We start from the raw sequence: 18,050 nt of genomic DNA on the forward strand, positions 1-18,050 counted from the left end.
AAATCCTCTCCGTTTTCAAGCGGAGGGGATTTTTTGTTGAATTTTGACGGCTAACGGTGAAGAATAGAGGGCATACTGAATAAGAAGGAGGGATGGACATGGGTGGACAATCCTTACAAATCGGACCACGGACCATCAAGACAGGTCTTGCGGTCATCCTGGCGCTGTTGATCAGTAATCTGTTCAACCTCAGCCCGATCCTACCTGCGATCTCGGCAGCGACGACACTCCTGCCTTCGGTCTATCAGACATGGAAACAATTTCTTGAGGAAGCAGAGGCCAATTTGATTGGTGCCTTTTTGACGTTACTCGCCCTTTGGATATTAGGCGATAATCCGGCGAATCCGCTCGCGATCGGGATCGTCATCATGGCAGCAATCTCGATCTTGCTAGCCTTTGGTTTCGGGCGGACGATTCCGCACGTCGTCTTGATGATCATCGTCATTCTCGAAAGTGTGGCGACCGCGACCGAGCCACTTTGGCAAGTCGTCTTGATTCGCTACTTGCTCGTCATGCTCGGGATCGGCTGCGCACTCGGCATCAATGCGCTGATCTTCCCGCCACGCTACGGCAATGTCTATTACCAGAAAGCGACGAAACTCTTCGAGAAGTTGCTCGTCGTTACGCGAGCGATTGCCTTTGAAGGAAAGGTCGTCCCGTATCGGGCGGCAATCGATAAGATGGGACGTTCGCTCCTTGAGACACAAAACTTGTTCAACCTACACAAGGAAGAGATTCGGGGAACGCGTCAGAAGCACGCCTCGCTCTTACGGAACTTGTTGATCCTCAAACATATGCAATCGTGCCTCGAACGCGGTGTCGCGACAGCAGAGCGCTTCAGAGAGCGAGAGAAGGCACTCGACTCGATTGCGGACGATCTTCGGAGCGAGTTGTTCTATCACTTGATGCATATCGCTCAGCGCCAAGAGAAGGTCTTATTGACATATGATCTCTTGTTGACGGAAGAACCACTCGCGATGGAGGATCTCGTCAAAGAGAACATTGCTTTCGTTAAGCACTCTTTCCTCGATCGCGATGAGCTCGAGGAAGAAGTCATCATGGAAATCTTACCGATCGTTGTCTCGATGAACGAGTGGATCCAGGAGCTCGAATCCTTTGAAAAACGCCTCAATGGTGCGCTTCGTCGCCATATCACCTCACTGACGATCGAACAAAAATCAGTCCGTGATAAAACATTTAATCGATTTAAACGTAAAAAAGCCATTGACGAAAGTAAAAAGTAAGCGTATAGTCCTCCTTAACGATACTTTACTTGCTAAAAGCATAACAGTATAACAGCATAACAGAATGAAAGAATAAGCGATGATGAAACCGAAGTAAAGACCATCTCCCTGTTTCAGAGAGCACGTGGCGCTGCGAACGTGTACACAGATGGTGTTGAATTACAGTTTCTGAGCTTCTTGCGTAAGCGAGCGGAGCAAACCGTTATCCCGATCATGAGTGACTCAGTCAATGACTGGGTAATCAGGGTGGTACCGCGGCTTTCGTCGCCCCTGTCGAACGATACGTTCGGCAGGGGCTTTTTTATTATCTCACATTCATTCAAGGGGGAACTCATATGTCTACACCAATCATTCCAAGTCACTTACGTCCACACGTCGCACCACAGCACTACGAAGACTACACACCAACGGATCATGCCGTTTGGAGATACGTCATGCGACTGAATTTAAATACATTACAAGATACAGCACATCCGGCATACCTCGAAGGGCTTGCTGCATCCGGCATCAGCCCGGAACGGATCCCGGACGTGCGTGAGATGACAGCGAATCTAAGCCGTGGAGGCTGGGGAACAGTCGCTGTCGATGGTCTCATTCCTGGCGTCGCCTTCTTCGATTTCCAAGGGCACGGTCTCTTACCGATCGCAACTGACATCCGGAAGGTCGATAACATTCTTTACACACCAGCGCCAGATATCTTGCATGAAGCAGCGGGACACGCGCCAATCTTGATGAATCCGATCTACGCAGAGTTTGTTCGACGCTTCGGTGAGATCGGGGCACACGCTTTTAACCATAAAGCCGAACATGACGTGTTCAAGGCACTGAAGAAATTGACGATCGTCAAAGAGAGTCCATTCTCGACTCCAGCCGATATCGAACAAGCTGAAATTGAACTCGCTGAGACACGGACACACGTCAAAGGGATTTCGGAAGCGAACGAAATCTCACGTCTGTTCTGGTGGACGGTTGAATTCGGTCTGATTGGTGATATCGACAACCCACAAATCTACGGGGCAGGTCTTTTATCATCAGTCGGTGAAAGTCGCCACTGCTTAACGGACGCGGTCGTCAAACATCCATTCTCGCTTGAAAAAGCACTTGCGACGAAACATGACGTGACGAGCATGCAAAAAGAACTTTTCGTCTGTGAATCGTTCGAACAACTCCGCGATGCACTTGAAGAATTCGCACAATCCATGTCATACATCCGCGGTGGCATCCACGGACTGACAAAAGCGGTCGAATCGGGTAACCTGTCAACGCTCGTCTTCGACAGTGGTCTCTCGCTCGTCGGTGTTCCTGAAACGCAAGAGATTCACGATTCGCTGCATCTCGTCAAACTAACAGGTCCGACAGCGCTTGCTGCAAACGGCGAAGTGTTGACAGGTCAAGGACTGGCAGATCATCCGGAAGGCTTTACACTCCTTCACGGTAAGGAATTGAATGAAGTGTTGCTGCAAGTCAAAGTCGGTGAACGTCTCGACTGGGCGGAAGGAAATGTTCACGTCACAGGGGACATCACAGCAATTCAAAACGTCAATGGAAACCGGGCGCTCGTCGTCTTAGAGGCAGCAACGCTTGCAAACGACGGGAAAACGATGACGATGGACCGGATGGAATTGATCGTCGGTGACATCACGTCAGCATTCCCGGGAACGGAAGTTGAAGCACTGAAGCCGATTCCGGAAACGGTCGAGTTCGAACGAATCGAACGTCCGTTGACAGCGGCTGATCCAATCTTCGAAGTCGTCCGCGAGATTCGCGAAGGACGTGCCGGTCGGGAACGGTTACCGCAACTGATCGACCAGACACTCGTCCAGCTACCGGACGCCTGGTTACTCCGTCTCGAATTACTCGAGTTAGCGGATGAAGTCGATCAACCACGTCTGATTGTAGATCTCGAGCGCTTAAAAGCAACGTCTGAGCAGCGAGATGAATTGATTACACGTGGGATGGCCTTACTCGACGTCGTTCATCAATGAGTCGAACTCCGGTTCTGAACCTGTTAGAATGGAGACATTCGGTAAAAGGGGATGATCGGTTATGACAAATTATTATCAAGACGTAAAGGAATTCCACCGTGTGTTTTCACACCCTGGTGCGACGACACCAACACCTATGACGGTCGATCGTGGGATCAAACGCTCGACCTGGACGGCGGAAGAAGCGGTCGTTGAGTTTCTCCATCAATCAGCGACGAGTGAAGCAGAATTTCTCGAAGCAATCGAACGTTTCAAGTCAGGGCTTGATACAGCGGTCGAAAAATCACTCCAGATGAAACAACCCGAAACGGACGTCGAACGGCTCGTCGGACAAGGGGATGCCTTGACGGACGCCCTCTACTTCATCATGGGAAGCTTCGTTGAGATTGGGCTTGATCCGGCTCCTTTGTTCGAAATCGTCCAGCGTGCGAACATGGCGAAGCTTGGACCGGACGGAAAACCAATCTTCCGGGAATCGGATCAAAAGGTCATGAAACCGGAAGGCTGGCAACCACCGGAACCACAATTAGAAGCAGAAGTACGTCGACAAATCGCTGGGGCTTCGAGTACGTCGAAGGCATGATTCATGACGATAAAAGGAGAGGGATGACTGGTCTAAGAACCGGTCATCCCTCTCTTGTTGTATCTATTCACTTTTGACTTGATAACGCGATAAATCGAGTTGACGGGCGGTCAGGAACTCGACACCTTCTGCTTCAAGCGCCAGTCGCTGTTCATCACCTTCAAGCGACAGTTTACCACCAGCAGCAAGGACGCGGTGCCAAGGTAGACGTTCCGTCTTACTCATGCTGTGAAGAATCCGCGCTACTTGTCGTGCGCTACGCGGATGACCGGCGAGTCGAGCGACTTGCCCGTACGTCATGACCCGACCTGCAGGGATCGAACGCATGATAGTCAAGACATCTTGCGTAAACGGAGTCATGACTCGTCAGAAGCGACGATGTACTGTTGAATCTTATCGTCTTCATCAAAACCAATCGTTACGTCAATGATCCCTTGTTGCAAACGAATCTGCAATTCGAGACGGTCCTTGATGTCGTCCGCTTGAGCAATCGTCAAGGTCGGGTCGACTTCAATTTCCACTTCGACATGGAAGTGGTCGCCTTCTTTAATGACTTCAAGCTTACTGATGTCCTTGACGTCAGGGTCTTTCATGATCAGTCCACCGAGGCGGGCAGCCATCGTCTCATCGGCTTCACCAAGCGCACCAGCTGCGTTTTGTAAGAAGACATTCCCAACGACATAAAACATCATCAATCCGATCAGAATCGAAGCAATTCCTTCTGCCTGATGGAACGGTGTCACATGCGAGATGATGACGGCGATCATCGCGACGACTCCACCAGCCGTTGCGACCAAGTCTTCCAGAAATACAAGGCGTGTGGCGGGTTTCGCTTGTTTCAATGAGCGGAAGCTGTCGAGAATCAAACGAGGTCCTTTCGAGTCTAACTTCGCATCATGCGCGATTTCCTGCATCGCTTTGACAAAAACGCCACTCTCTAAGACGACACCTACGAACAGAACCGATAACGTGATCCAAAAGCCAGTTGATTCAGTTGGTTCAATGATGTGGGCGACCCCTTCATGAATCGTTTCGTAAGCCATGATACCGACGAAGAGGATCGCACCGAGCAACACAAGATTGACGAGACGACCGAAGCCGTTCGGGAATCGCTTCGTCGGTGCTTTCTTACTGAGGGCAGAACCGATAAAGACAAAAAATTGATTGGCAGCGTCACCGAGCGTATGCATCATCTCCGCGAACATCGCGACGTTTCCTGTCAAGACATAGGCGACGGCCTTGATGATGGCGATGACAGAGTTAACGATGCCTGCTGTCAAAGCGGACCGGTTACCCCGGCGTAGTAATGTAATGAATTCTCCCATGTGATTGTACTCCTTTTAATTAAGTTACGTATTAGTTCACTTTCTTATGTTAACTTAATTTTTCTAAAACGACCACTCCGGCACACAAAACCCCCACGCGAAGAGCGTGGGGGTTAAGAGGTTAAGACAAGTCGACTGTTTTATTGATTTCGTTCTCATCATCTTTGCCGACGACTTTTTTCAATACTTGTTTGACGGATTTCGTCGTGTTTCCTGTTTCCCAGTATTCAGCAGCTTCTGTGTTGACCTTGATCAGAACGACTTTTGGATCTTCGTATGTCGTTCCGAGGTATGCTTCGTAGCGTGGGCTCCAGAGCTCTTTTTTTCGTTCGATGTCTTCGACGAGTTCCGCTGTTCCACGGATTGAGACATATGATTTGTCGACGTACGCGACGTTAACACTCGGATTCTTAAGTAGTTCTTGGTATTTGTCTGTCTCTTTTGAAGTGAGGAACCAGAGGTCGCCATCAAATTCGATATCCTGTGTCTGCATCGGACGCGATACGAGTCCTTCTGCTGAAATTGTCGTCAGCATCGCTGTTTCGATTTTATCAATCAGTTTCTTAACCGTTTCGACTGCTTCTTGATTCGTAGTATGGGTTGACATGTAACTCCACCTCATTCGTTAGATTTTTATGCTCACTTAGGCATTGTTCCCTGAATTTCAAAATGAAAACGTCCCCATGATGGAAAGAAGCAGTTTCGTTGCACGGTACAACGAGGAGGCGTACAGTGTAGGTACGTATTCGAAAGAAAAAGGAGAGACATACATGAAACTTAGTATTTTAGACCAATCCCCGGTCTCTAAAGGACAATCCCCATCGGATGCCTTACACGAAACGGTCGAGCTCGCGAAAATCGCGGACGAACTCGGCTATCATCGCCTGTGGGTATCCGAGCACCACTTCGCCAAAACATTAGCGGGTTCGAGCCCGGAAGTCTTGATCGCCTACATGGCGGCAGTGACGAAACAGATTCGCCTCGGTTCAGGCGGTGTCATGCTGCCGCATTACAGTGCCTATAAAGTCGCAGAGAACTTCCGTGTCCTTGAAGGGCTTGCACCAAACCGGATCGACCTTGGACTCGGTCGGGCACCAGGCGGTATGCCGCTTGCGACACGTGCGTTGCAGGAAGGATCGTCCCCACGTTTTGGTGGAGCCGATTACGGCGAACAACTCGATGATCTCGTCGATTACTTGAAAGACGGGGCACCTGCCGGACACCGGTTCGCAGGACTCGTTGCAACACCAGAAGTCGATACGACACCAGAGGGCTGGTTGCTTGGATCAAGTGGGGGTAGTGCCTTGAACGCCGCACAACGCGGGTTCGGATTTGCATTTGCTCACTTCATCAATGGACAAGGTGGTCAGGAAGTGATGGATTACTACCGTCATAATTTCATGGCGACGTCGTTCAATGAGACACCACAAACGCTTGTTTCGATCTTCGTGACGTGTGCTGAAACGACGGAAGAAGCAGAACGTTTGGCGTCAAGCCTGGATTTGTCCCTACTCTTACTGGAAAAAGGGGTCTCGTCGACAGGAACGCCAACTCCGGAAGAGGCAGCGGCGTATCCGTATACGTTCCAAGACCAATTCCGGATCGCTGAAAACCGGAAGCGGATGATCGTCGGTAATCCGGAATCTGTTGCGAAACAATTGCAAGAGCTCGCCGATTCCTACGGCACAGACGAAGTGATGATCGCTTCGATGATCGCAGACAAGGAAGCAAAACAACAATCATTGAAATTAATCATGGACGCCGTCAAAGCGACGGTCTGACCGATACGCACGTCCTTTCTCACGAAGTGAGGGAGGACGTGTTTTTTGCGTCTGCTACAGGAATGCTCTCGGACAAGATGTCTTTACGAAGTCGGAGGAATCCGAATGATGCCGCACCGAATAAGCCGACTGTACCGACTCCAAGTAGCACGATGATAGACACATGATCACTGAGTAAACCAAACAATAGGGTACCGATCGGCATCATCGCCATCGCAACTGATTCTAGAACACCGATGACACGTCCGAGATAAGCCGGATCGGTCTGTTTTTGGACGATGAGCTGTAGTGGAATGTTCATCCGTAAGACGAGCATGCCGTCGATGAACAATAGGATCATGAAAAAAGGTAGTAGTAGAGCAGATGGAACATAGCCGAGTAGCGCAAGTGTAGGAAGCGCATAACAAGAGGCGATTAAAAAGAGCGACTCGAATATCGTTCGTAACGGACGTTTCACCGTAAAGCGAGGTAAGGCAAGAAGCAACGAAGCGACAAGAAGACCGGCACCTAGTGCGGACTCGACCACTCCAAACCGAAATGGTGTGAATTGTAGTCGATCGAGCAAAATGATCGGTAACAAGATTTCGAAAGCGACAAAAAAGAAGTTCAGGACGATCGCCATCAGGACGAGTGTCGTCAATACTGGTTGACGGAACAATAGCGGTAGCCTTCTTTAAACGCCGAGACGAAAGACGAAGTATCGGTAGTAGCTAGAGGAGAGGTATCCACTGCAAGAAAGCGGAGACGGCTATTCCACCAGGCAGCAGAAGCAAACAAGAGAAACGGTAAAACCAAAAATTGCGTGATGGAGACAGCGGCGATGAGCAATCCCGCAACGAGTGGAGCGGTGATCGTTGAGGTCGATTGAATCGTCGAGAAGAGGGCGTTCCCGCGTTGTAACTCCTCTTCTTGTACGAGTTGCGGTAACGAGCTTGATAAGGTGACGGACAGGAACGTCGACAGGCTCGTCAAGAGGACACTTGCGATGATGTAATGAACGGTATGTAGAGGGGCTTGTAGCGAATAGAGCAAAAGTCCGAACAAGACGAGTGCGCTTAAGCTCTCGGTCATGACGATGATTCGTTTGCGGTTCCATCGATCAGCGAGGACACCAGCAACCGGTGAGAGCAAAATCCGTGGCACCGATCCTGCAAGCATTACGAGCGCGAACTGAAAACCAGACGATGTTTCCCGTAAGACGGTCAGTCCGGCGACAAACGTAAAGAGACTAGCCGCGAACAATGAACAAAACTTTCCGAATAAGACACGCTTTAAATTAAATGACATCCTGTTCACTCCTTCAGAGTTAAATTTTATTGAACTTTAGTGTAGAATAAAGGAGTGGAAGAAAAATGTAAAGAAAAAGTTAAATTTAATTTAACTTTTATGATAAAAGGAGTGACCAGTGTGTTAGGGGAACGTATCAAACAGATCCGAAAACAGAAAAAAATGACACAAACGGACGTTGCGACCGGTATCATCACGAAGTCGATGCTCAGTATGGTCGAGAATGGGAAAGCGACACCGTCTGTACCCGCACTACAGGCGATTGCTAGGCGATTACAGGTGACGGTCGAAGAATTGATGCTTGATCCGCGGGATGTTCAGATGCGGGAACTCATCGAAACAATCCGTTCGCGGCATACCCCATATTTTTCAGACGAAAAAATTCAGGAACTGCTAAAACCTTACTTGGTTCCGGAAACGACTTCTTATTGGCAAGGGCAGGTCTACCATAAATACGGCGATGCCCTCCGAACGAAGAATCCGGAGCTTGGTTTGACGTATTACGACCAAGCGGAGCAGATTTTTCGACAGCTCGGTCGTCAAGATGAGCAGTTGCTCGCTCAGATCTCGAAAGTCTATTTTTTATTCAATCTCAAACGGACAAAGGAAGCATACGAGCTGATCGAAGCAATGGATGTACCACGCGAGATTCCACTTGCGCCAAAAACCTATTTAAATTTCCAAATCTTGCGTGCACTTCGAGCAAGTTTGTTCGATGATCACTACACAGAAGCGATCGCCTTATTGCGTGAAGGGGTTCAGTATATGCGGGAGCAAGATGTCTATTATCATGTCATTTCGTTTCAACGTTTTCTCGGACTGTTTTTATATCTAGAAGGGGAAATCGAACAATCACAGCAAGAGTTTGATCGATTGGAGCAGTTTTTTGCATTTAGTGAAACGACTGCCGTTGGACGGATTGAAGTCGATTTGACGAAAGGACTCATCGCGATTTTTGAAAACGATACGACCGGCATGCAGATGGCGTGGGAAAAACTCGTTACTGTGGCGATCGACGACGCGAAACATTACATCGGACAACTCGAAGTCCATCTCCTTGTGAACGGCATCGAATTACCGAATCAGACGCTTCAGCAGAGCGTCGATAAGATATGGGAGATGCAAGATGACTGGCTTGCGGCGAGTGGGTTCGACCAAGCGATGATGTTGCGGACGCTCGTACTGGCGATGCAACAAGGTGTCGGTCAGGAACGGCTGAATGATGTCTTGCGATTGAAGGATGATCTTCAAAGTGAACGCCTCAAAGGCGATCTTGAGCGAGAGATACAAACATTGGTTAATATTCAATGACGAAAAAACAGGCATGAAGCGAGTGCGCTTCATGCCTGTTCGTGTGAGGATGTCGTTCTTCTGAAGATCAATAAGACGCATGCGACGACGGAAACAATCAAGTGACCGACATAGACGTCTCCCGTCTGGATATAATGCAAGATCATCGAGCCACCAAAAATCAATAAGGCAAGAAAGAGGAGCCGAACATAAAGTGTTTTATAAGACATGCAGACACATCCTTTCCATATCCAGTATATCCCAAAGTAAAGTGAGAAGACAAAAAACATCCATCCTAAGGGATGGATGAGGAAATGTTTAAAGTGATTTAAACCCTAACAGTTTTTGTGTCCAGTAACGTTCCGATACACGGCTGATGCCGAGTGCCGGTGTATTGGCATGAATGAACTGATCGTTGTTCAGCATGATTCCGATATGCGTCGGACCAGCAGCATATGTGTTTTCGAAGAAGATGATATCGCCGCGCTTCGGTTGACGTAATTTTGATAACTTCGCTCCGAGGTACCGATCATCGTTCCAGTAGCCGTTGACGTTCGTTCGTCCGACTGCATAGCCAGCGGCATTCAACGTATAGTTAATGAATCCAGAGCAGTCGAATCCACCATTAACGGGGCTGCTTGATCCCCAGACGTATGGTGTACCGAGATATTGTTGACCAATCGAGATGGCACGTTCCATCAATGTCGAACCAGGAACGGTCGTCACAGGAGGTGTCGTCGGAGTGACCGGAGGCGTCGTCGTGACGGATCCCGTCGTGATGTAACTCTTCGCGACATAGTAGAGACCCGTTCCGATCTTGATCTGGTACCAGCCGCTATCTTTACCTGTCGTTTCACCTGTGACATTGACTGTCGAACCGTGTCCGACTTGTGTGAAGACTTTAGACGACGTCGAAGGCAATGTGCGGACGTTCAGCCCGGTTGGTGCATTGACGCGATACGTCTTCGAGGCATCAACTGGCGTCAAAGAGACTCCGGGAGTCGTCGGTGTTGTTGGTGGTGATGCTTTTGTTGAAGCTTTGACATAGGTCGAAGCGACATATGCTTCTTTTCCGTCAAGCTTGACTTGGTACCACGAATCAACGGCACCTGTGACATCGAGCACCGTCTGATGCGGTAATGTCTTGTAGATTTTTGCGTTCGTCGCTGCAGCAGTCCGTGCGTTCAAGCCTTCCTTCGCATTGACCGTGTAGACTTTCGATCGATCAACCGCTTTAACGACTTTTTTGACGGGAGTCGTCGCTGGTGGCTTGGAGTCCGTCGTGACGTTCGAGGTCTTTTTGCTGACTAACGTCGCATGGACGTAAACCGTTTGCTTTTTATACGTGATTTGGTACCAATCTCCTGTTTTTTTCTTAACAGATAAGATTGTGTTCTTTGCCAGTTTTCCGAGTGATTTCGAACTCGTCGTTGCTTTTTGGCGAATGTTGACGGCATCGGTGTTCGTTATGTAGGTCGTAGTTGTTGGAGCCTTTTCCGTCGTCGCTTTGACATATGCTGAAGTGATGAAGGCTGGTTTGGACTGATAGCGGATTTCATACCAGCTGTTGACTTTCTTGACAGCTGTCAGCTTCGTACCTTTTTTTAGCGTCGTGATGACCTTCGCGGAAGTCGAGGCAGCCGTGCGAATGTTGACGTTATCCGTCAAAGTCAGTGTCGTTGACGCGGCTGAAACCGGAACCGTGGTACCGATCAAAGCGAGCGTCGTGAGGGCGAGAACAGTCTTTTTCACGTGACATAGCTCCTTCCAAATAGATAGGTAAAAATCGTTGTTACCATTTTGTCATAAAAAGCGCTGATTCCCCTGATTTAAAAATATAATTTTTGTCTGGAAAACTGTAATACCGTTTTTCAAAAAATTAATAGGTAGAATGAGTATTTTCAAAAAAGTTCAAGTACACTAGAAGTACTCGGAAGGAGGCTACACATGTTACGCCGTTTTTATCAGTATTATATCCCGCACAAACGATTATTCTGGCTCGATTTCATATCTGCCTTATTCGTCGGGGTTTTAGAACTTGCTTTTCCACTCGCTGTCCAATGGTTCATCGACTCCTTGTTGCCAAACGGTGAGATGAACTGGATCATCCTCGTCAGCGTCGGACTATTAGCACTCTACATCATCAGCACGTTGATGCAGTTCGTCGTCAACTATTTTGGACATAAGCTCGGGATCAATATCGAGACCGATATGCGTCGTCAACTGTTCAGCCATGTGCAGAAACAGTCGTTCCGCTTCTTCGATAATACGAAGACGGGTCATATCATGAGTCGGATCACGAATGATTTGTTTGATATCGGGGAACTTGCCCATCACGGTCCGGAAGATGCATTCATTGCCGTCATGACATTGCTTGGTGCATTCTCGATCATGTTGACGATCAACGTACCACTCGCGCTCGTGACAATCATCGCCGTACCATTCCTGATCTGGCTGATCAGTTATGCGAACGTCCGGATGAATAAATCATGGGACCGGATGTATGGCAACATCGCGGAAGTCAATTCACGCGTCGAGGACAGTGTCTCTGGTGTCCGTGTCGTTCAGTCATTCACAAACGAAGCTTACGAAATCGAGCGTTTTGAAAAAGACAACGCGACGTTCCGGCAGTCGAAGATCAATGCCTACAAGGTCATGAGTAAGAGTCTATCCGGCATCTACTTGACGACCCGTGTGATGACGCTTGCCGTCTTAGTCGTCGGTGCCTACTTGACGTATCGCGAAGCTTTAACGGCAGGGGAACTCGTCGGATTCATTCTTTATATGAACATCCTGCTGAAGCCAATCGACAAGATCACCGCATTACTTGAGATGTATCCAAAAGGGATGGCTGGCTTCAAACGCTTCCTCTCGATGATTGATGAGGATGCATCGATTCCGGATGCGCCAGACGCACTCGTCGTTGATCGGTTGAACGGTGGCATCACATTCAAGGATGTGGCGTTCGGTTATGAAGCCGATCGTCTCATTCTAGAGAATATCAATCTGACGGTCGAACCGGGTCAGACAGTCGCGTTCGTCGGAACATCAGGGGCAGGGAAGACGACGATCTGTTCGTTGATTCCACGTTTTTACGATGTTCTAGATGGCGCAATCACGATTGACGGAATCGATATCCGGCAGATGACGAAGGAGTCTCTGCGACAACAAATCGGGATCGTCCAGCAGGATGTCTTCTTGTTCTCAGGGACGATCGCTGAAAACATCGCCTACGGTGACCTGAATGCGACGCACGAAGACATCGTGCAAGCGGCAGAACGTGCCCATCTCGGTCCGATGATCGCGGATCTGCCTGATGGGTATGCGACACAAATCGGCGAACGGGGACTCAAGTTATCGGGTGGGCAGAAGCAACGACTTGCCATTGCACGGATGTTCCTTAAGAATCCGCCGATTTTGATTCTCGATGAAGCGACGTCGGCGCTCGACACGGAAACGGAAGCACTGATCCAAGAATCGCTCGCCGAGTTGTCCGAGAACCGGACGACGCTCGTCATTGCCCATCGTTTAGCGACGATCCGGAATGCAGATAAGATTTTCGTCGTCACGAAGGACGGCATCGTCGAAGAAGGCTCGCATGACGAACTGATGGATCAAGGTGGTTATTTCTCCCGGTTGTTAGAGAGACAACGAGTTTGAATCGATTTGAAAGAATGGAAAGCAATGGACATGTTCCGTTGCTTTTTTTGTTCGTTCAAAAATAAGATTGTGTATGCTAATTTTAGGGAAAACGATTTATAGAAAAGAAGGCGAGGTGGAAGGATGTACGGTCAATTCTGTGAGAACTATGATGAGAGTTATCCCGTCTTGCGGGAAGAGACGTCACATGATTTCCATCGTTTTTTTGCATTGTCCTACACGATTCATGATACTGTCTTTGAACAAACTGTATATGAAAGATTGATGCGGACAATCAAACACAAGACATCGCGTTTTTCAGCGCTTCGGAGCCGTTATACGCCGTTACTTGTCGCCCATGTTCAATTGAATAGCACGGATCCCGATGTTCTCATCGAAGAGATCATCGTTGCGGAAAAGAAAATTAAACATCGCCTGATTCGTGATAAAGGGGTTCGTCCATTTTTTGCGCTCAACGAAGTATTGAATCGGCGACAAGGAATTGATGCGTTCCCTTACATGGAACGATTGCATGCGACACGCCCGCATTTGAATGCAGCAAAGCAGTACGTCGTGACATCGACCTTGCTTGAACAGCAGCCATTACCAGAGGAATTTCTAGAGCGGGTCAATACATCGGAAGAATGGCTCGCGCAATATATGGAACGGACGAGTGAACGTGTCATTACAGCGCAAATCTTAGCGGCGCATCCAGATCCTTCAGCGCAACAGGAACGAATCATTGCGTGGCGGGAACTGTTAGAGCGGCGAGAAATCATCATCTGGGATCGCTTGATGCCAATCCTTGCGTTACTGCCTACAATGGAACGTGTCGACTGGATTTATGTGACTCGGATTGTCGACCGGGAGCGGGCACGGAATCGATTTTCAGACGAAGTCAACTGGTTGATTGCCTTTCATTTGTTGCTTGCTAAAACGGGTGTGACACGAGTTCAAGCCACGTTGCTATTGCTGGCTGCACTAGAGTTGACGAAAAAACCGTAAAACGAAAAACGAACGAGGAGTGGCGCGCGCCATTCCTCGTTCGTTTGGTTTAGTGACTTAATCGAACGTCGTAAACGTCGCATGTCGTTCGACCGGATACAGTTCCGTACCGGCGACAGCGTTCAAGATCAACTGGTTCCGCGAGACGGACATCCCGAGATTATCCGCAGCCGGACCGTGTGACAGCTCTAAATTAGCAGTTGCGTAAAGATGATGGGCTGTCTCGACCGAACGCACGATTTGGTAGTCGGCATCGACTTTCCAGGCATTCGGTGCTTCGAATACAATATCAAGTCGGTCGATGAAGCTCGGAAGGGATGGCGAAAAACCAGTTGCTGCAATGACGGCATCTGTTACAGACGAGCGCTCGTCCTCAAGTTCTTGATGTTGCATCGCAATCGTGAACCGCTCATCATAGGTGATTTCTTTTACTTCGAGATTCGCGCGGATCGCGACCTGTCGTTGTTCCTCTTCCGTCAAATCATAGAGATGGGCATAGATTGATTGAAGTGTCTCCGGACTGATACCGTTCTGAGAGCGGGCAAACTTCTTGACCGACTCTTGTCGTACTTCGAGTGGAAGTTGGTTGAAATACGTGACGTAGCTCGGTGAAAAAATTTCTTCTCCGAGTTTGCCGGTCTCAAGTGTCTCAAACAGTGTCGAACGCGCGATCCACTCGAGTTCAGGACGCTCTGGAGCAGGCGTCGTCAAGAGATCAAGGAAAATCTCGGCGGCACTTTGACCGGAGCCGACGATGCTGATTTTGTTGCGCTGAAGTAAATCTGCCTTGTTCATGACATATTGCGTATTGTGGATGACGCGTTCGTCAAACGTATCCGGGATGACGGGTTTTGAACCAGTGCCGATGACGACGTTTCGTGCTTCGAACGTTTCGCGTTTGCCGGTTGAGACATCTTCGACGAGGACTTCAAAACTATCACCGGTGTCTTGCACGTCGATGACGCGCGTCGAAAAGCGGAGATCTTCAAGTTGTGTCGCGACCCAGCGTAAGTAATCGTTGTAACCTTGTCTTGAGATCAGAAGTTTTTCATAGAAGTAAAACGTGTGGAGACGGTGAATCGATCGTAAGTAATTGAGGTAGGAAAACGAACTTGTCGGATCGGCGAGTGTGACGAGATCGGAGATGAAGCTTGTTTGCATCATCGAGTCCTGAATCATCATGCCGGGATGCCATGAAAATTGTTCGCTTTCGTCAAAAAATAACGTCTTTAAATCTGTCGGATGCGCAAGTGCACTCAATCCTAAATTCATCGGACCAATGCCAATGCCGATTAAGTCATACATAGAAAAAGCCTCCCAATTCGATATTGTTCTAAAACAATACCCGAAAAGGAAGGCGGACGAAACGTCAGGCTGAAGCTTTACAGCTGGTCGGTTGTCGTTGTTTTGGTTTCGACCGTCATCGTTTTCCCATCACGGATGATCGTCAAGGAGAGCGGTCCATCTGATTTGATCAGTGCCGTTTTGATATCAACGAATGCTTTGATTTCGGAGTCATTGATTTTCGTGATGACATCACCTGTTTTCAGTTTAGCCGCAGCAGCTGGACTGTTCGGTTCGACCGACATGACGACGACACCTGTTTTTTGACTGTCTGGTAGTTTGACTTGATCGTTTAGATAACCGGCAGGGAACGCCGCGACGTCTTGTAAGGACACACCGAGCGTCGGATGCTCAACTTTACCGTTTGTTTCAAGCTGTTTGAGGATTGGTAATGCATCATCGATCGGGATACTGAAGCCGACGCCTTCAACACCAGACTCAGCGATTTTCATCGAGTTGATTCCGACGAGTTGTCCTTGTTCATTGATCAAGGCACCACCCGAGTTCCCGGGGTTAATGGCAGCATCGGTCTGGATGACCGTCGTATTGAAGTCGTCTTGTCCGTCACTGTTCGTATCGACCGGTACGGTCCGGTCTTTCGAACTGACGATTCCGCGTGTGACGGAGTTTTGGAACTCACCGAGCGGGTTACCGATTGCGAGGACGGTTTGTCCGGCTTTTAAGTCCGCTGATTTTCCGAGTGTGATGACACCCGGAACATCGCTTGCGTCAACTTCAAGCACAGCTAAGTCATAGGTTTCGTCGCTACCAAGCAACTTGGCTGAGAGTGTCTTGCCGTCATTCAACGTTACATCGAGTTTTGATGCCCCGTCGACGACGTGATGGTTCGTAATGATGTATGCTTTGCCGTCCTCTTTCTTATAGATGACACCGGACCCTGAACCAGCCGCTGCTTCTTGTTGCGACATTGAGTTGCCCGCTTGATAGTTCGTTACGGTCACGACGGATTTTTGAGCCGTGGCGACTGCGTTCGTCACCGGATCATTCGTCGTCGTTGAGACTTGTTTGGGCATACCATTTGATAGTGGTGTATCAGCGACTTGTTGTTCTTGATCGAGTAGGATCGGAAAGGCAACCGTAGCCGTCAAGACCGCGCCGATGATGCCTCCAGTCAATCCAGGTAAAAGTGCTTTCGTTTTTCCAGCCATAAGTCATCATTCCTCTCTGTATGATTTCTGACTTCATCATAGCAAATGAAGCAACCTCTTCTCTGATTACGGGAGACATTCCGAAATGACTCATCATTCCCCATAATTCGACGACAATTTCTAAAAGTTGAGATAATCAGGTCATTTCGATACACTGAAGCTGTCTCGAACATATATTTCATTAACAGAAAGAGAGTGTGGAACATAATGCTATTGCGTCTAGTCTATGGAGCAGGATTACTGTTTGCGGGAGTTGGTCATTTCCGCAATGAAAAAGGGTTCGTCAGCATCATGCCGTCGTTCATTCCGTTCAAGCGCTTCTTCGTCCAAGTGACAGGGGTCATCGAAATCGCTTACGGTGTCATGTTGTTGACAGGAAAAGGGGTGCACCTCGTTCGTAAGACTCTTCCTGCCTTCTTATATGCTGTCTTACCCGCAAACGTCAACATGGCAGTCAATCCGAAGCCGATTAATGGGAAACGTCTTCCGTCTTGGTTGCTTTGGACACGGTTGCCGCTCCAATGGGGGCTCGTCTCTCTTGCGAAACGTCTGAAATGAATCGGAACAAAAAGCCGCCTAAATGGCGGCTTTTATTGTTAGAAACGTTTGTTGACAGCAAGTAAGGAAGCTTTTGCAATCTCTTCGTAGGTAGAATCGTTCGGGTGGAATTGGTCACTCGACAAATCGCGTTTGACGTCACGCACGAGATTGAATGTGTCGATGATCTCGACATCGTACTCGATACCGAGCGTCCGTGATTTTGCGTTCCAATCTTGTACGATAGCATCGAATGCTTCACCGTTTTCCGTCGCACGGAAAGGATTATAGAGCCCGACGTAGAAAATGACAGCATCCGGATTTTGTTCTCGTAGGATACTGAACGTCTTTTTCAAGTTCGCTTGTGCCGTCGTGACGGTTTCGGCTGTCTTCTTCGCATTGAAGTTCGCGACGCCTTCACCACGGTTGAATAAGTCATTTCCGCCAATCGTCACCGAGATGACTTTTGCTTGTTTGATTGAACGTAAGACTTCTTTTTGTTCTAGTTGTTTCAGTAAATCTTCCGTCCGGGCACCACTGACGGCAAGATTCTGGAAGCGCTCGACAGTGTTATCTTTGACAAGATCGCGTCCGACGATCGCGGCGTAACTATTGCCGTTTGATGCTCCGACACCACGTGTCAAGGAATCACCAAGCGCGACGTACGTCCCGCCTTTTTTGACAGGCTCTTCCTTCGTAGGTGTCAGGACGGCACGTTTTGGTGGGTTGACGACGTCACTATAGGCACTGACGAAGCCGTATCCAAAGATTGCCGTCAAAACGAGTGAGACGGTTAAAAACAGGGGCCAGCGTAATCGCTTCATGAACGTTCCTCCTTCTAGGTTCTAACCTGATTGTAGC

General features: G+C 48.8%; 18 protein-coding genes and 1 other annotated feature. Of the genes, 8 read left to right on the forward strand and 10 right to left on the reverse strand.

The window, feature by feature from the left end:
• Nucleotides 1–98 precede the first annotated feature (98 nt).
• The 3 genes from KNQ15_RS04370 to KNQ15_RS04380 all read left to right on the forward strand — a co-directional run bounded on the left by KNQ15_RS04370 (nucleotide 99) and on the right by KNQ15_RS04380 (nucleotide 3,812).
• The gene (locus KNQ15_RS04370) at nucleotides 99–1,244 is read left to right on the forward strand and encodes an FUSC family protein (RefSeq protein ID WP_053452932.1); all 1,146 of its coding nucleotides are present in this window, start codon (nucleotides 99–101) and stop codon (nucleotides 1,242–1,244) included.
• Nucleotides 1,245–1,314: 70 nt separating this feature from the next.
• Nucleotides 1,315–1,519, forward strand: a binding site (T-box leader).
• Nucleotides 1,520–1,579: 60 nt separating this feature from the next.
• Complete coding sequence (locus tag KNQ15_RS04375; RefSeq protein WP_214727969.1) at nucleotides 1,580–3,229, forward strand: aromatic amino acid hydroxylase; 1,650 nt, start codon at nucleotides 1,580–1,582, stop codon at nucleotides 3,227–3,229.
• A gap of 61 nt (nucleotides 3,230–3,290) precedes the next feature.
• Nucleotides 3,291–3,812 (forward strand): pyrophosphohydrolase domain-containing protein, encoded by a 522-nt coding sequence (locus KNQ15_RS04380; RefSeq protein WP_214727971.1) that lies wholly within the window; start codon nucleotides 3,291–3,293, stop codon nucleotides 3,810–3,812.
• Between the two features lie 63 nt (nucleotides 3,813–3,875).
• On the opposite strand, the gene KNQ15_RS04385 is transcribed toward KNQ15_RS04380, so the two are convergent.
• From KNQ15_RS04385 to KNQ15_RS04395, 3 genes are all read right to left on the reverse strand, one after another.
• Nucleotides 3,876–4,172 carry an MGMT family protein gene (locus tag KNQ15_RS04385; RefSeq protein WP_214727973.1) on the reverse strand — a complete coding sequence of 99 codons (297 nt, stop codon included), beginning with the start codon at nucleotides 4,170–4,172 and terminating at the stop codon, nucleotides 3,876–3,878.
• Entirely contained in the window at nucleotides 4,169–5,137 is a 969-nt protein-coding gene (locus tag KNQ15_RS04390; protein ID WP_214727976.1) for a cation diffusion facilitator family transporter, read from the reverse strand. The genes KNQ15_RS04385 and KNQ15_RS04390 overlap by 4 nt, the downstream gene beginning before the upstream one ends.
• Nucleotides 5,138–5,258: 121 nt before the next feature.
• Nucleotides 5,259–5,744, reverse strand: coding sequence for a pyridoxamine 5'-phosphate oxidase family protein (locus KNQ15_RS04395; RefSeq protein ID WP_023467736.1), 486 nt, complete (start codon nucleotides 5,742–5,744; stop codon nucleotides 5,259–5,261).
• A 163-nt stretch (nucleotides 5,745–5,907) separates the two neighbouring features.
• Here KNQ15_RS04395 and KNQ15_RS04400 point away from each other — a divergent pair, with 163 nt between their 5' ends.
• Nucleotides 5,908–6,918 carry an LLM class flavin-dependent oxidoreductase gene (locus tag KNQ15_RS04400; RefSeq protein ID WP_023467737.1) on the forward strand — a complete coding sequence of 337 codons (1,011 nt, stop codon included), beginning with the start codon at nucleotides 5,908–5,910 and terminating at the stop codon, nucleotides 6,916–6,918.
• 19 nt (nucleotides 6,919–6,937) lie between these two features.
• On the opposite strand, the gene KNQ15_RS16745 is transcribed toward KNQ15_RS04400, so the two are convergent.
• Together KNQ15_RS16745 and KNQ15_RS16750 are read right to left on the reverse strand one after the other, a co-directional pair.
• A complete protein-coding gene (locus tag KNQ15_RS16745) occupies nucleotides 6,938–7,576 on the reverse strand; it encodes an MFS transporter (RefSeq protein WP_251137585.1) in 639 nt (212 codons plus the stop codon).
• Nucleotides 7,555–8,205, reverse strand: a complete 651-nt coding sequence (locus KNQ15_RS16750; RefSeq protein ID WP_251137586.1) for an MFS transporter — start codon at nucleotides 8,203–8,205, stop codon at nucleotides 7,555–7,557. The genes KNQ15_RS16745 and KNQ15_RS16750 overlap by 22 nt, the downstream gene beginning before the upstream one ends.
• A 120-nt stretch (nucleotides 8,206–8,325) precedes the next feature.
• On the opposite strand from KNQ15_RS16750, the gene KNQ15_RS04410 reads away from it, so the two are divergent.
• The gene (locus tag KNQ15_RS04410; protein WP_050677355.1) at nucleotides 8,326–9,516 is read left to right on the forward strand and encodes a helix-turn-helix domain-containing protein; all 1,191 of its coding nucleotides are present in this window, start codon (nucleotides 8,326–8,328) and stop codon (nucleotides 9,514–9,516) included.
• A 29-nt stretch (nucleotides 9,517–9,545) separates the two neighbouring features.
• Here KNQ15_RS04410 and KNQ15_RS04415 read toward each other — a convergent pair whose 3' ends face one another.
• Entirely contained in the window at nucleotides 9,546–9,725 is a 180-nt protein-coding gene (locus tag KNQ15_RS04415) for a hypothetical protein (protein ID WP_029341228.1), read from the reverse strand.
• Between the two features lie 88 nt (nucleotides 9,726–9,813).
• Entirely contained in the window at nucleotides 9,814–11,247 is a 1,434-nt protein-coding gene (locus KNQ15_RS04420) for a C40 family peptidase (protein ID WP_214727978.1), read from the reverse strand.
• Between the two features lie 195 nt (nucleotides 11,248–11,442).
• Between KNQ15_RS04420 and KNQ15_RS04425 the strand changes: the two genes are divergently transcribed.
• Together KNQ15_RS04425 and KNQ15_RS04430 are read left to right on the forward strand one after the other, a co-directional pair.
• Nucleotides 11,443–13,155 carry an ABC transporter ATP-binding protein gene (locus KNQ15_RS04425; RefSeq protein WP_029341230.1) on the forward strand — a complete coding sequence of 571 codons (1,713 nt, stop codon included), beginning with the start codon at nucleotides 11,443–11,445 and terminating at the stop codon, nucleotides 13,153–13,155.
• 123 nt (nucleotides 13,156–13,278) lie between these two features.
• The gene (locus KNQ15_RS04430) at nucleotides 13,279–14,139 is read left to right on the forward strand and encodes a DUF4003 family protein (RefSeq protein ID WP_029341231.1); all 861 of its coding nucleotides are present in this window, start codon (nucleotides 13,279–13,281) and stop codon (nucleotides 14,137–14,139) included.
• Between the two features lie 57 nt (nucleotides 14,140–14,196).
• Here KNQ15_RS04430 and KNQ15_RS04435 read toward each other — a convergent pair whose 3' ends face one another.
• Nucleotides 14,197–15,444: a lysine N(6)-hydroxylase/L-ornithine N(5)-oxygenase family protein gene (locus KNQ15_RS04435; protein ID WP_214727980.1), complete on the reverse strand. Its 1,248-nt coding sequence runs from the start codon at nucleotides 15,442–15,444 to the stop codon at nucleotides 14,197–14,199.
• Between the two features lie 77 nt (nucleotides 15,445–15,521).
• The gene (locus KNQ15_RS04440; RefSeq protein WP_214727982.1) at nucleotides 15,522–16,652 is read right to left on the reverse strand and encodes a S1C family serine protease; all 1,131 of its coding nucleotides are present in this window, start codon (nucleotides 16,650–16,652) and stop codon (nucleotides 15,522–15,524) included.
• A gap of 207 nt (nucleotides 16,653–16,859) precedes the next feature.
• Here KNQ15_RS04440 and KNQ15_RS04445 point away from each other — a divergent pair, with 207 nt between their 5' ends.
• The gene (locus KNQ15_RS04445) at nucleotides 16,860–17,210 is read left to right on the forward strand and encodes a DoxX family protein (RefSeq protein ID WP_029341233.1); all 351 of its coding nucleotides are present in this window, start codon (nucleotides 16,860–16,862) and stop codon (nucleotides 17,208–17,210) included.
• A 38-nt stretch (nucleotides 17,211–17,248) separates the two neighbouring features.
• On the opposite strand, the gene KNQ15_RS04450 is transcribed toward KNQ15_RS04445, so the two are convergent.
• The gene (locus tag KNQ15_RS04450) at nucleotides 17,249–18,013 is read right to left on the reverse strand and encodes an SGNH/GDSL hydrolase family protein (RefSeq protein WP_023467747.1); all 765 of its coding nucleotides are present in this window, start codon (nucleotides 18,011–18,013) and stop codon (nucleotides 17,249–17,251) included.
• Between the last annotated feature and the right edge of the window lie 37 nt (nucleotides 18,014–18,050).

The sequence above is a fragment of the Exiguobacterium sp. s168 genome, assembly GCF_018619035.1.
Classification (GTDB): Bacteria; Bacillota; Bacilli; order Exiguobacteriales; family Exiguobacteriaceae; genus Exiguobacterium_A; species Exiguobacterium_A acetylicum.

Bases quoted from the DNA above. Each gene is read 5' to 3' on its own strand.
- KNQ15_RS04370 (WP_053452932.1), top strand. From the start codon at position 99: ATGGGTGGACAATCCTTACAAATCGGACCACGGACCATCAAGACAGGT.
- KNQ15_RS04375 (WP_214727969.1), top strand. From the start codon at position 1,580: ATGTCTACACCAATCATTCCAAGTCACTTACGTCCACACGTCGCACCA.
- KNQ15_RS04380 (WP_214727971.1), top strand. From the start codon at position 3,291: ATGACAAATTATTATCAAGACGTAAAGGAATTCCACCGTGTGTTTTCA.
- KNQ15_RS04385 (WP_214727973.1), bottom strand. From the start codon at position 4,172: ATGACTCCGTTTACGCAAGATGTCTTGACTATCATGCGTTCGATCCCT.
- KNQ15_RS04390 (WP_214727976.1), bottom strand. From the start codon at position 5,137: ATGGGAGAATTCATTACATTACTACGCCGGGGTAACCGGTCCGCTTTG.
- KNQ15_RS04395 (WP_023467736.1), bottom strand. From the start codon at position 5,744: ATGTCAACCCATACTACGAATCAAGAAGCAGTCGAAACGGTTAAGAAA.
- KNQ15_RS04400 (WP_023467737.1), top strand. From the start codon at position 5,908: ATGAAACTTAGTATTTTAGACCAATCCCCGGTCTCTAAAGGACAATCC.
- KNQ15_RS16750 (WP_251137586.1), bottom strand. From the start codon at position 8,205: ATGTCATTTAATTTAAAGCGTGTCTTATTCGGAAAGTTTTGTTCATTG.
- KNQ15_RS04415 (WP_029341228.1), bottom strand. From the start codon at position 9,725: ATGTCTTATAAAACACTTTATGTTCGGCTCCTCTTTCTTGCCTTATTG.
- KNQ15_RS04425 (WP_029341230.1), top strand. From the start codon at position 11,443: ATGTTACGCCGTTTTTATCAGTATTATATCCCGCACAAACGATTATTC.
- KNQ15_RS04430 (WP_029341231.1), top strand. From the start codon at position 13,279: ATGTACGGTCAATTCTGTGAGAACTATGATGAGAGTTATCCCGTCTTG.
- KNQ15_RS04435 (WP_214727980.1), bottom strand. From the start codon at position 15,444: ATGTATGACTTAATCGGCATTGGCATTGGTCCGATGAATTTAGGATTG.
- KNQ15_RS04440 (WP_214727982.1), bottom strand. From the start codon at position 16,652: ATGGCTGGAAAAACGAAAGCACTTTTACCTGGATTGACTGGAGGCATC.
- KNQ15_RS04445 (WP_029341233.1), top strand. From the start codon at position 16,860: ATGCTATTGCGTCTAGTCTATGGAGCAGGATTACTGTTTGCGGGAGTT.
- KNQ15_RS04450 (WP_023467747.1), bottom strand. From the start codon at position 18,013: ATGAAGCGATTACGCTGGCCCCTGTTTTTAACCGTCTCACTCGTTTTG.